This window comes from Coriobacteriaceae bacterium (assembly GCA_025757745.1).
Classification (GTDB): domain Bacteria; phylum Actinomycetota; class Coriobacteriia; order Coriobacteriales; family Coriobacteriaceae; genus Collinsella.
Window position 1 is genome coordinate 1,814,641 of record CP107217.1, and the last position, 13,438, is coordinate 1,828,078.

A 13,438-nucleotide genomic window follows, 5' to 3' on the forward strand; every position below is an offset into this window, starting at 1 on the left:
GAGTTTTGCATAATGCCTTTTCATGCAGACTTTTGCATGTCATACTGATATGCAAAAGTCTGCACGTTAGGAGATCGCCGTGGATACCCTTCCCATCACCACACCGCGCCAAGCTGGCATCTACGTGCGTCAGGCACGCGAGGCTCAGGGTCTCACCCGTGCCGCCCTCGCTAAAAAGGCCGGTGTTTCGGAGCGCCTGCTCGCATCGCTCGAGCTAGGAGACGCCACTGGCATTCGACTCGACAAGTTACTGACGATTTTCAATGCTCTTGGACTGGCACTCGCCGCTCAAGGGGATATCGGCGAAGCAAAAAACGAGCGACCAGTCGACGCCCCGCATGCCAATCCGCTGCCTCGCAGCATCCCCAGGCGCCATCACACTCAACGTCCTCATCATCGCAAGCGTCGCAGCACAACCATCCCGATTCTTGCAGATGCTCCCTTTACGTCCGAACTCTACGACAAGGCCTTCGCAGATTTCGCCATGTCCAATCTCGGAGTCTCGATTGCCGCAAACGCATCTGCCCAGGCAAAGCCTGAAGGGAAATAGCCCATGGCCACAACATCGCTTCGAACTATTATTTGCGGCGTACCTGCGGGAATGCTCATACAGGATGAGAGCGGTCTTGTCAGCTTTGCCTATGATCAAGACTATGACGGGCCGGCCCTTTCGACCAACATACCTGTATCGAATCGCACATACAGCCAACAGGTCATGAATCCGTACCTATTTGGCCTTCTACCCGACAGCGAAGACCAGCGAAAAGCGATTGCCGCCGAATTCGACGTTAGGCCCAACAACCCCGTTGCACTGCTCAGCCATATCGGACTTGACTGTCCGGGCGGAGTGCAGTTTTGTGCCGAAGAAGATGTCGACGCCGTCCTGCATCGCACCGGCGAATACCGCCCTATAAGCGATCACGAAATTGCCCTGCGTCTCAAGTCAATCAGAGATGACCGCGATGCATCGTGGATGGGCCTAGATGAAAGTTGGTCACTTGGAGGCAATCAGGGCAAGTTCGCTCTCGCGCTCGTAGACGGTCACTGGTGCGAATGCGTGGGCTCCTCGCCTACAACGCATATTTTCAAAAATGGCGTTATCGGTTTTAAACTCGAGGCTCTCAATGAGTTTGTCTGCATGAAAAGCGCCCAGCGCGCCGGTATCGCAACGGCAAACGTCGAATATCGTATGTTTGAGGACGAACCTACCCTCATTGTTGAGCGCTATGACCGCGTGAAAGTCGGAGACGGAACGATCAGGCGCCTACATCAAGAAGACCTCTGTCAGGCGCTTGGGGTGATGCCCGCCCAAAAGTACACGGCAGACGGCGGCCCGACCACACGCGACATTCAAGAGCTCCTCGTAACTACGAGCCACCATCAACTTAACCTGCATCTGTTTACGCAGATACTGTTCTTCAACGCCATTATCGGCGCACCGGATGCGCATGCGAAAAACTATTCCCTGCTCCTTGGAAACGACGGCGCAGCCATGATGGCTCGAATGTACGATGTCGCATCGGGCTTGGCGTATGAGCGCATGCGACGTCGGGCACGCCTTGCTATGAGCGTTGGCGGCGAAAATCGTGTGGGGCGCATCGGTCCAGGTGCTATCCGCCGATACCACGGTATGGGCGACCCCGCGCTGGAGACGGCGCTCACCGATGCCGGGCTATCCGAGAAGTTTTGCTTTGCGACCATGATGGACCTCGCCTACGAGGTACCCATTTGCATGGAAGAGGTCATGGACGAATACGCCGATCTGCCCGGCATGGCGGACCTGCGCGAGCATATGCTCGGCCCCGTCCGCGAAAACTGCCAGCGAACCCTCGACCTCATCAGGGCGGATATGGGCTAGACGCCAATCAATTTCCCATTTCTTAAAAGAAGAGAGGGGGCACCCGTCGCAAAGGCTCGGATGCCCCCTCTCGTAATGTCATTTGCAATCCGCTGGCACGTGGCTCGGACTGCTGCTAGCGCAACCTTTACGCAGCAAGGCGCTTGAGGACGTCGATGAGCAGCTCGTAGAAGCGCTCGGCAGAAGCGAGCTCCATGCTCTCGTCCGGGGTGTGGACATCGGAGAGCGTCGGGCCCACGGCGATGGCGTCCAGGCCGTGCAGGGCCTCGGCAAACAGGCCGCACTCAAGGCCGGCGTGAATGGACTCGATGCGCAGCTCGGAGCCAAAGAGCTCGCGATAGCTCTCGACAAAGACGTCGCGGACCGGCGAATGCTCGGCATAGCTCCAGCCGGGATACTCGAACTCGAACTTGGCGTCGAAGCCCAGGACATCGGCCAACGTCTGCAGGCGGTCCTTGAACTCGTTCTGCAGCGAGGTGATCGAGGAGCGCGGGGACAGCATGATCTTGACCTCGTCGTCAGAAGTGGCAACCACACCGATGTTGGAGGAAACCTCGACGGAGCCGTCGGTGGCGACGTTGCGGCGAATCACGCCGTTAGGGGCAAGACGCAGGGCGCGGATGAGGGCAAGCGCGGACTTCTGGTCCATGGCCTCGACCTCGGCGTCGTCGGCAATCTCGACGGTGCAGGTAAAGCCGGGGTCGAAGACCTCGAGCTCGGCAGTGACGTCGGCGATGATGCCCTTTGCGATCTGGGCCGCGGCCTCGGCGGCAGCGTGGTCGGCGTAGACCAGAACAGCCTTGCACTCACGGTTGATGGCGTTGTCCTTGGTGCCGCCGTTAAAGCTGACGATGGCGGGCTCGCCGGCGACCATCAGGCGGTCGATGATGCGGGCCATGATGAGGTTGCCGTTGCCGCGCTCCAGGTGGATGTCGGCGCCGGAGTGACCACCCAGCAGGCCGGAGATCTCGAGCGTAAGGGTGCTGCCGGTCTTGTGCTCGCGCACGATCGGGCAGGTGTAGGTAACGACGACACCGCCGGCGCAGCTGACGGTGGCCACGCCCTCCTCCTCGGAATCGAGGTTGATCATGGTGCGGGCGCTAATCTGGGACTTGTCGAGCGTCTCGGCGCCAACCAGGCCAGTCTCCTCGTCGGTGGTGAACACGCACTCGAGGGCCGGATGAGCAATCGAATCGTCGTTGAGCACGGTGAGCATCAGAGCGACAGCAATGCCGTTGTCGGCGCCCAGGGTGGTGCCGTTAGCGGTGAGGACGCCGTCCTTGACGACCAGGTCGATACCATCGGTCGTAAAGTCGTGCTCAACGGAGCCAAGCTTGTCGCACACCATGTCGATGTGGCCCTGCAGCATCACGGTCGGGGCATTCTCGGCGCCGGCAGATGCGGGCTTACGAATGATGACGTTGTAGACCTCGTCCTGATACACGTCGAGGCCGCGCTCCTTGGCAAACGCAACCAAGAAATCGCTGATGCCCTTCTCGTTGCCAGACCCACGGGGGATCGCGCTGATCTCCTCAAAGAAATGGAACAGCTGGGCGGGCTCGTAGCCAGTAATCTTGTAGTCCATGGTGCCTCCTTGGCGCAACTGGTTAGACAATAAGACATGCGCCTTGTATATTCCCAGACTTCGTTTGCATAAACCAGTCGAAAACGCCGAGCGCTCTCGCATCATCGGCTAACGGCGAGGAAACGCCACTTTATCAAGATAAAGCAGGTTAGACGGGCCGCGCCGAAGGGACGTTGGATCCTTCAACCAACTTCAACGCCTGTTGAACGTTAATGCATACACCATTGGTATGCTTAATAAGATTCTTGTCCTCGGTCACGACGTAATCGGCATCAATGCGATTGGCGACGCCCAGCATCAGGTCGTCCTCAAAGTCGTTGTGATGATACTTGAACACAAAGGAGTCGAAGACCTCGTCTGCACCGACCGAGGCAATAATCGACTTTTGCCGAATCAGGCGAACGCACGCCCACGCTGTCTCGTCGGCACCGGCGATGGCTTCGGGAGTGAGAGCCCCCTCACGGCGGGCGTCGGCCTTCATCGTCCTTCCCAGAATGTAATAGACGTCTTTGACAGACAGGGAGGACGAGAAGAGGACGATATCCTCCGCTTCCGCCGCGCGAGAAAGGAGCTCGACTATCGGCCTGGTCGCATTCGTGCGAGCGAGAAAGTAATCTAGCCAGACGTTCGTGTCGATCAGCAGCTTGAGCACACGTTTCGTTCCGACGCCGCTCATAATTCGATCCAATCACTGAATCTCTCGCTCATCATTTGATCGTATAACTCGTCGTAATCAAAGGCTTCATCGGGGCTCGGCCTCTGAATCGAGAACCGCTCATAAAAATTCGAAATTAACGCAGCCCCTTCCGAGACGCGGGACGAACTCACCTTCGATCGTATGTCGTCAGGCAGGACTTCGTCATCATTCTTTTTTGCGACGGGCATATGACCGTTCTCGGTCAAGTACTGCCACAGCTCCCTCACAGCTTGTGACGGCGTCATGCCGATATGCGCCAGCACGGCGTCCCCAGCCTCTTTGAGTTGGCGATCCATGCGTACATTCATCTGGACCGGCCGTGAGTCGAGTACCGATATTGGCATGCTAGCTCCTTCTGCTATACATATTTATATTTCGAGTATAGCACCATTTACTCATAAAAAAGGGGCGCCCCGACAGGAGTGCCCCTTCGCAAAGCTATGTTACGCCCTACAGCGCGCCGGAACCGGCTTGCATCATGCCGCCGGGGCCCGAGGTCACGCCGCCGCTCACGGGCGCGGCGTTGCCGGTGTGCGGTGCCGCCGGGGCGGTATCGCCACCGAGCGTGCCCGCCGGACGCGGTGCCGGGATCTCGCCCGTGCCGTGGCTAAAGACAAACTTGCCATCGGCCACGTCGCACAGGACGGTATCGCCCTCGCCCCACTCGCCGGCCAGAAGCTCCTCGGACAGCGGGTCCTCGATGAGCTTTTGGATGGCACGGCGCAGCGGACGCGCACCGTTGGTGAGGTCGGTGCCCTCGGCCACGATCTTGTCATAGGCCGCATCGGTGAGCTTGATGTTCATGCCGTTGGCAATCAAACGCTGACGCAGGTCGTCCACCAGCAGGTGCGCGATCTTGGTGAGATTCTCGCCCGAGAGCTTCTGGAACACCACAATGTCATCGATACGGTTGAGCAGCTCGGGGCGGAACAGACGCTTGAGCTCGCCCATCGCGCGACCACGGATCTCACTCGACGTGAGACCCTGCTCGCCGGTGGTGCCAAAGCCAACGCTCGCATCCTGCGCAATCTCGCGGGCGCCCACGTTGGACGTCATGATGATCACGGTGTTGCGGAAGTCTACCGTCTTGCCCTGGCTATCGGTCAGGCGGCCCTCCTCCAGCACCTGCAGCAAGATGTTGAAGATATCGGGGTGCGCCTTCTCGATCTCATCGAACAGCACGACCGAGTACGGGTGACGACGAACGGCCTTGGTGAGCTGGCCGCCCTCGTCGTGACCGACGTAACCCGGAGGGCTACCGATGAGCTTGGAGACCTCGAACTCACTACCGAACTCGGACATGTCGAAGCTGATGAGCGCATCCTTGCTGCCAAAGAGGTACTCGGCGAGCGTCTTGGCGAGCTCGGTCTTGCCCGTGCCGGTGGGACCCAGGAAGATAAAGCTGCCGCCGGGGCGACGCGGGTCCTTGAGCGGCGAGCGGCTGCGGCGCACGGCTTTGGCAACTGCCTCGACAGCCTCATCCTGACCGATGATGCGCGTCTTGAGCACGCTTTCGGCCTGCAGCAGGCGACGGCTCTCGCTCTCGGTAAGCGAGGACACCGGCACGCCCGAAGTCACGGACACGATATCGGCGATCTGACTCACATCGATGGTGAGCGGGCTGGCGTCGAGCTCGGCGGTCCAGGCGGCCTTGGCCTCGGCGAGCTCAATCTCGGCGGCCTTCTGTTGCTCGGTGATCTCGGCGGCCTTGTTCATGTCGTCGCTCTCGGTGGCCTCCTGCGCGGCGGCCTTAAGCTCCTCCACGCGATGCTCGGCCTCACGCACCGGCTCGGGCGCGCGATTCGCGGCGATGCGAGCGCGGGCACCGGCCTCGTCAATGAGGTCGATGGCCTTATCGGGCAGGAAGCGATCCTGGATGTAGCGGTTGGAAAGGTTCGCGGCAGCCTCGATAGCACCCTGCGTATAGCGCACATGGTGATGCTCCTCGTAGCGCGGCTTGAGCGCGGTCAGGATCTTGACCGTGTCCTCGACGCTCGGCTCCTCGACATCGATGGTCTGGAAGCGACGCTCGAAAGCCGGGTCCTTGGTGAGGTACTTGCGGAATTCCTCGGCCGTGGTGGCGCCGATAATCTGGAAGGCGCCGCGCGCGAGTACGGGCTTGAGCATGGAGCTCGCGTCGATGGAGCCCTCGGCAGAACCGGCACCGATGATGGTGTGCATCTCGTCGATAAACAGGATGACGTCGTCGGCTTCGGTGGCCTCTTGGATCACGTTCTTGAGGCGCTCCTCAAACTCGCCGCGATACTTGGCGCCCGCCACGAGGCCCGGCAGGTCGAGCGTCCAGATATTCTGGTTCATGAGGTTCTCGGGCACGTTGCCGGCTGCAATCTGCTGAGCCAGGCCCTCGACGATGGCCGTCTTGCCCACGCCGGGGTCGCCCAGAATGAGCGGGTTGTTCTTGGTGCGGCGCGAAAGAATTTCCATCATACGCTGGACTTCCTTTTCGCGACCAATTACAGGGTCGAGCTCGCCGTCGCGCGCCTTCTGCGTGAGGTTAGTCGCGAACTGCTTAAGCGTATCGGTGCCACTCCCCTTTTGCTGAGAGGCATCCGAGCCGCTAAAGAACGGCAGGCCCGCACCGGGACGACCAGCACCGGCGCCGGCGAGCGGACGCTTCTTGTCCTGGTCCTTGGCGGTGAGTTTCTCGATAGCCTTTTTGATAGAGGCGGACGACACACCCAGGCGCATGAGGATGTCCATGGCCATGCCGTTGCCCTCTTCGACGATGCCGATCAGCAAGTGCTCGGTCGACACGTAGGTCTGGTTATTCTCACGCGCCACGCGGAATGAACGCTCCATAACGCTAATGACGAGCGGCGTAAAGGCGAGCTTGGCCGCCTCGGTCTCCTCGCTGGGCTCGGGAACCGTGGTCTGGACCTCTTTGAGAGTATCCATGATGTCATCGTAGGAGATGTCGAGCGAACGCAGTGCCTCGGCGGCAATGCCCTCGTCCTCCTTGGCAAGCGCGAGCAGCAGGTGCTCGGTGCCCACCTTATTTGAATGAAGATCAAGCGCCTCTTGCTTGGCCATGGACATGACCTTACGCGCGCGATCGGTAAATCTATCTAACATGCTCGTTTCCTTACATGAGTTCATCGAAATCAAAACGCCCGCCCGTCGGCGGCGCTTTTGTCTCTTTACCCACAGGTTGTCTATGTTAACAGCTGGAGGAATATCTATAAACCCGGCTCACATGAATGCAGGTTATGACCGCATCGCGGGACTCACCGCGCGATGCGCGACAGGCGCCCCGCAAGAGAAACCCTAGGCGTCTTTCACCACGTCGGGACTCGTCGCACGCGATGCGCGATAGGCATCGGCCTCCTTGGAGACGCGTCCGAGCAGCTCGGATGTATCGACGCCCTCGACTTGCGCGACCGTTTCCACCGTCTGCATGGCGACCGCCCTCAGGTACGCGCACGCGCTGTCCCCCAGCTGCTCGAGGTCTATCTCCTCGCCGCCCTCCCGGACAAAGCCGACCGCCATCACAAAGCCCATGATGCCCGAGACCAGAAAGCCCACCGCAAAGCTCGAATCTGCCTTGAGCTCTTCTCCGTCGGGGTGGACGATCTCTCTCACGCGGTCGATGATGATCGTATGGATGCCCTGCACGACCTGCTCGGCGGCACCCGCCCTCATGGTGATGACGATGCGCCGCAGCAGGCAGCGGACGTCGCGCCGGTCGAACGCCGAAAGGTCGCCCTCGCTCGAAAAATGCCAGAGGGCATCGGTGATGAGCTCGTTATCCTGCAGCAGCTGGGCTATGGCGATGGCGACGAGTTCATCGAAATCGTGAAAATAGTAGTAAAACGTTCCGCGATTGCACTGGGCGGCGCGGGTCACCTCGCCAACCGACAGCTCGAAGATGCTGTTGTTCTCGATGAGCTCCCAAAACGCCTCGATGATACGGGTGCGTGCATCGGGCGCATCGGCGTCCTTACGCGGTCTCGCCATGCGCCTCACCGCACCCCTGCGCCTTGGCGTTCATGATGAGCATCTGAAGACGGTTCTCCACGTTGGCGAAGCTCACGTCGGGATCGTAGTCGAGCGGCAGGAACTGCGCCGTGGGATACTGCTCCTTGAGCGCATGGATGAGCCCGCGCCCCACGACATGGTTGGGCAGACACCCGAACGGCTGCAGGATCACGAAGTTGCGGCAGCCGCGCTTGGCGTGCTCGAGGATCTCCGCCGGAATCAGCACGCCCTCGCCCGCATCGAACGTATGGTGCAGGATCTTATCGCTCGCGCGCACGAGCTCGGGCATGCGCGTCGGCGGCTCGTAGAGCGGGCTCGCCGCGCCCAGGCGGTCGCAACGGTCGTGCGCGAGCTCGAACAGGTTGTCCGCCGTGGCGTACCAGGCCTTTTCGGGCAGCGACAGGTCGACGTGGAACTCGCGCGACTGCGCATGCTTGTAGAAATAGGTCTTGCGGATCACGTCGGTCATGCGCGCCTCGATGACCTCGAGCCCGTTGTCCTCGAGGTAGCGCTCGATCTCGTGGTTGGCGCCGAGATGGAAATTGAGCAGGTACTCGCCCACGATGAGAACGGTCGGATGCGGGTTCGAGCGGTCGTACGGAACGGCGTCCATGATCGCAAGCGCGCGTTTGAAGCCCGTCGCCTGGCCTCTCAGCCCGGAGCGCTCCATGCCCTCGATAACCTCATCGAGCGCGCGGTCGAACGCAGCGTCCGCCGCGCCCTTCTCGAGCTCGTAGGGACGGATGCGCCTAAGCATGGCCTCGAGGGCATCGATCATGGGAAGACCGTAGGCGATCTGGATGCTCGGGCCAAGGCCGAGCTTGAAGCCCGGATGCGCATTGTGGGCATCGACGTCGTCGTTGGTGAGCACCGGGACATAGTCGTATCCCGCGTCGTCGAGCGCGCGGCGCAGCAGGGGCATGTAGTGCGTCAGGCGGCAGTCGCCGATATACTTGCCAGTCACCACGGCGACGTCGTGCGGGTCGTACTTACCGCTCTCGAGTGCCGCGAGCGCCTCGCCGATCACGATTTGCGCGGGGAAGCAGATGTCGTTGTGCACATAGCGTTTGCCCAGGCGGATGGCATCCTCGCGCCCGATATCAAGGGCCTCGGCGCGCACGCCCTGATTGCGCATCGCCGCGGTCATGAGCCTGCAGAACGCATGGGAGGTGTTGGGGACCAGCGCGATCTTGTCGTGCCGGTCGCGCTTGGTGTACTTGACCTTATACGGGTCGTCGAGCGGATGGACCGCGTGCACCCGGGCGCCCTCGGCACGCTCCTCCGCGCGACGACGGTTGACCGACTCGATAAACGAACGCACGCGAATGCCCATGGGACCGGCGACGTCGCTCTCATCGAGCTTGATCATCATCGGAACCTTGGAGCCCATCTCGCCCATCATGCGCGCGATCTCGTCGGTGAGATACGCATCGTGGCCGCAGCCGAAGCTGCCCATCTGCACGAGCTCGAGCTCGGGCGTCGATGCGACGATGACCGCGCACGACAGCATGCGCGCATGGTAGTTGTTCACGATGTCGATGCGGCTGTTGGAAAGATCGACGTTGTAGACCCCCGGCACCGCATCGGGCGTCAGCACGGGGATGCCGCGCTCAGAGAAGAGCTTGGGCAGCCCGTGGTTGACCAGCGGGTCGTTGTGGTACGGGCGCGAAGCGATCACCACCGCGTAGCCGCCGTCCTCGCGCACGTTCTCGAGCACCTGCCTGCCGCGCAGCTGCAGCTGGTTCTCAAACGTCTGCTGCGCGCGGTCCGCCTGCTCGGTCGCCTTGGCAACCAGGTCGGCATCGATATCGAAGGTCTCCTTGCACCACGCCTTGAGCTGGCGGTTTCGGTCGCCCTCGTCGTACCAGTGGAACAGCGGCGTATCGAACGGAACGCCGAAACGCTCCTCCGGGTTATCGGAATTGCGCATCACGTAGGGGTATCCCTTTACGACGGCGCACATCCACTCGCTGGTAGAGGCGGTGTTTTCGGTGGGCACCGTCGTGATGATGGGCATGAAGATGCGGTCGACGCCGGCGTCGACGAGATTGCGGATGTGCCCGTGGACGAGCTTGGCCGGGAAGCACACGGTGTCGGATGTGACGTGCGCCAGACCGCGCTCGTACATCGCCTTGGTGCTGCGTCCCGAGACGCGCACCTTAAAGCCGAGCGTGCTGAAGAACGTCGACCAGAACGGCATGGTGTCCCAGAACTCGAGCACACGGGGAATGCCGATCGTGACATCGCGCCCCCCGCAGACGGGAACCGTGGGGCACGACTCGAACAGCAGCTTCTCGCGGTCGACAAAGAGATTGGGGGCAGCCGCGGTCCGGTCGCGCCCCGTGCCGGGTGCCTGTGCCTCGCAAGCACCCTGCGGACGCAGCTCCTCCGCCGCGGGAACCTCGCGCACGAGCTCATCCCATGAGATGGCGCCGCCGCGCGGGCAGCGATTGCCCGTGACGTAAAGCGAGCCGTCGCCAAATGCCACGACCGCGCGCTGGCAGCGGTTGTTGCACCGACGGCAGGTAACGCCGCCGAACTCGCGATGCTCGAAGCGCTCCACGGCATCGAGCCCGATAAACGACGTGCCGGCGTCGCCCTTGCGGCATTTCTCGCGCGCGAGCAGGGCGATACCGATAGCGCCCATCAGCCCCGGGTGGGGCGCACGCGTGACGGGTTTGCCCAGATACTGCTCGAATGCGCGCAGCACCGCGTCGTTTCGGAACGTGCCGCCCTGGACGACGACTTTGTCGCCCAGACGGTTGAGATTTGAAACGCGAATGACCTTGGTGAACACGTTCTCGATAATCGAACGGCAGAGACCGGCCATGATGTCGCCCGGACCCTTACCGCGCCGCTGCTCGGAAACGACGCTGCTGTTCATGAACACCGTGCAGCGGCTGCCGAGAACGGCGGGGGCTTTGGACGAAAATGCCTCGGTCGCGATATCCTCAACGGCTATTCCGAGGTTTTTGGCAAAACCCTCGAGGAACGAGCCGCAGCCCGCAGAGCACGCCTCGTTGACGACGATATCGGTCAGCACGCCGTGGTTGAGCCAGATGGCCTTCATATCCTGTCCGCCGATGTCGAGCACGAAGGTCGCATCGGGAACGCATGCGCACGCGGCGCGGGCGTGCGCGACCGTCTCGACCGTATGGTAGTCGGCGTGGAACGCGCGCGCGAAAAGCTCCTCGCCGTATCCCGTGGTGCCCACGGCATCGATCGCAAGCGTGACTCCCGCTGTCTCCCAGCGGTTCTTCAAGCTGACAAGACCCTGTTGGGCGACGTCGAGCGGTCTGCCGTTATTAGACGCGTAGAACGAATCGACAAGCTCACCCGCCTCATCGACCAGGGCGAACTTGGTCGTCGTGCTCCCCGAATCGATACCGAGCGCCACACGCACCGTCTCTCCGGGCGCATACGCATCCGGACCCTTTGCCGGCGTCTCTTTGCCATGGCGTGCCGTAAAATCCGCCTGCTCGGCAGGTGTGGCAAAAAAGGGCTGGGCAAGACGTCCCTCCCCGCTTGCGGGCGCGACCGTCTCGAGCTTATCCAGCCGGACAAAAGCGTCGGGAAGGTCGATCGGTTGGGACGATGCGAACATGTCGGTCAGCGACAGGGCGGCACCGCGCGCGACCATGATCTGCGGATCGCGCGGGACGATAACCTGATCGTCCGATAGATTCAGTTGCTCCCGGAACACGCGGACCAGCGTGGGGTTGTAGGCGAGCGTACCGCCCTCGAAGATTACCGGCGGCTCGATGTCGATACCCTGGGCCAGACCGCCGATCGTTTGGCGGGCGACCGCGTGAAGCGCCGAAAGCGCCAGGTCGGTGGTAGGAATGCCCTCGTTGAGCAGCGGCTGGATATCGGTCTTTGCGTACACGCCGCAGCGGCCCGAAACCTCGTGGACGGTCGTTCCCCGGCTTGCGAGCTGCTCGAACTCGCCCGATTCGGTGCCGACCCCCATGAGCTTTGCCATCTCGTCGATAAATGCACCGGTACCGCCTGCGCACGAGCCGTTCATGCGCATGTCGGCAACCTCGATGTCTCCCTTATCGTTGGTGCGGAAGAAGATCATCTTGGCGTCTTGGCCGCCCAGCTCGATGGCGCAGCGCGTCTGCGGATAGAACCTGCTGATCGCGAGCGCGTTGGCGACCACCTCCTGAACGTACGAGGCGCCCAGCGCGGTCGCGATATCGCGCGCACCCGAGCCGGTCACCGCAACGCGCAGCGACTCATGGGGAAAGCGCTCGGCGAGCTCGCCGAGCATGGCGCGCACGCTCGCTGTCTGACACGCCCCGTGGCGGCGATATCCCCACCACGCCTCGGTCATATCCTCGTGCATCGCGTAAACTTTGGTCGTCGTCGACCCTACGTCCAGTCCTACTAGCAACGCCATAATGCTCCGTCTCTCGCATTTTTCCTGCTAGAGATATACCACTCTACGTAATACAACAGACTGTTGTATTTAAACTCCGTATAAAATGCGGCTGCCGAAACGCTTCAGCAGCCGCCGAATGCACCAACAGATTGTTCTGCGCGCTAGCACGTCGGGCAACGGAGCAGCACGGGCCCTCCGGTCATGCGCACCGCTCACGCCCGCGATGCCGCCGAGAGAACTATCCACGCTTAGGGCTCCAACCAAGCAAGTCGCCCGCGCTCAGCAGATCCCTAAGCGAGCTACTCGCACTCAGGAGCCATAGCCTGCTCCAAGAGCTCGGCATGCTCCTCCTCGAAAACCGTCCCCACAGGGAAGGCGCGACGGAAGACGAAGTGGGAAATCGGACCGGCTACCAAAAGGTTCCACGGCAGCGCCATCACAAAATTATGCGGGATGTTGATCATCCAGATCGCGGGCACGGAATACAGGTTCGCAAGGATGCCACCGGGCATGTGCGTCAGACCCTCGCAGGCACCGTACAGCGACATGATGATGACCATGGGAACGACCATGCAGGAGCTGACGGCGAGCGTCATGGCGAGCGGCGAGCTCTTGCCCGGAGTGACCAAGTACTTAAAGGCGAAACCCTTGGCGAGCGGGCTGGCGACGAACCAGTCGCAGCACATGGCAAAAATGTAGGCAACGGGGAAGCCGAGCCACGCAGCGGCAACGACCTCGCCGTTGATGGCCCCATGCTGCAGGGCAACGTTGTAGATGCTCATCCAGAGCACCATGCAAAAGCACATGATAAAGGTGAACAGCAGGCTCTCTCGTTTGTTGATAGGCATGAAGGGCAGATTCCTCTCTGTGTTGTGCCGCGGCACCACGCAACAAAAACGGGCGGGCAAGATGGAGCTG

The 13,438-nt window shown here is 61.3% G+C and carries 9 protein-coding genes; 2 read left to right on the top strand and 7 right to left on the bottom strand.

Annotated features, from left to right (window positions below; genetic code table 11):
• Window positions 1–79: 79 nt before the first annotated feature.
• Together OGM60_07965 and OGM60_07970 are read left to right on the top strand one after the other, a co-directional pair.
• Complete coding sequence (locus OGM60_07965) at window positions 80–550, top strand: helix-turn-helix domain-containing protein (GenBank protein UYI98816.1); 471 nt, start codon at window positions 80–82, stop codon at window positions 548–550.
• Window positions 551–553: 3 nt separating this feature from the next.
• Window positions 554–1,858, top strand: a complete 1,305-nt coding sequence (locus OGM60_07970) for a type II toxin-antitoxin system HipA family toxin (protein ID UYI98817.1) — start codon at window positions 554–556, stop codon at window positions 1,856–1,858.
• Window positions 1,859–1,985: 127 nt separating this feature from the next.
• Here the strand turns inward: OGM60_07970 and OGM60_07975 are convergent, their stop codons facing one another.
• From OGM60_07975 to OGM60_08005, 7 genes are all read right to left on the bottom strand, one after another.
• Window positions 1,986–3,443, bottom strand: coding sequence for an aminoacyl-histidine dipeptidase (locus tag OGM60_07975; protein UYI98818.1), 1,458 nt, complete (start codon window positions 3,441–3,443; stop codon window positions 1,986–1,988).
• Between the two features lie 148 nt (window positions 3,444–3,591).
• Window positions 3,592–4,119, bottom strand: a complete 528-nt coding sequence (locus OGM60_07980) for a PIN domain-containing protein (protein ID UYI98819.1) — start codon at window positions 4,117–4,119, stop codon at window positions 3,592–3,594.
• Window positions 4,116–4,484: a type II toxin-antitoxin system RelB/DinJ family antitoxin gene (locus tag OGM60_07985; protein ID UYI98820.1), complete on the bottom strand. Its 369-nt coding sequence runs from the start codon at window positions 4,482–4,484 to the stop codon at window positions 4,116–4,118. The genes OGM60_07980 and OGM60_07985 overlap by 4 nt, the downstream gene beginning before the upstream one ends.
• 106 nt (window positions 4,485–4,590) lie before the next feature.
• Entirely contained in the window at window positions 4,591–7,233 is a 2,643-nt protein-coding gene (locus OGM60_07990; GenBank protein UYI98821.1) for an ATP-dependent Clp protease ATP-binding subunit, read from the bottom strand.
• Window positions 7,234–7,425: 192 nt separating this feature from the next.
• Window positions 7,426–8,115 (bottom strand): TetR/AcrR family transcriptional regulator, encoded by a 690-nt coding sequence (locus OGM60_07995; protein ID UYI98822.1) that lies wholly within the window; start codon window positions 8,113–8,115, stop codon window positions 7,426–7,428.
• Window positions 8,099–12,538: an acyl-CoA dehydratase activase gene (locus tag OGM60_08000; GenBank protein UYI98823.1), complete on the bottom strand. Its 4,440-nt coding sequence runs from the start codon at window positions 12,536–12,538 to the stop codon at window positions 8,099–8,101. The genes OGM60_07995 and OGM60_08000 overlap by 17 nt, the downstream gene beginning before the upstream one ends.
• A 281-nt stretch (window positions 12,539–12,819) precedes the next feature.
• The gene (locus tag OGM60_08005; protein ID UYI98824.1) at window positions 12,820–13,368 is read right to left on the bottom strand and encodes a DUF2798 domain-containing protein; all 549 of its coding nucleotides are present in this window, start codon (window positions 13,366–13,368) and stop codon (window positions 12,820–12,822) included.
• Window positions 13,369–13,438: the final 70 nt, after the last annotated feature.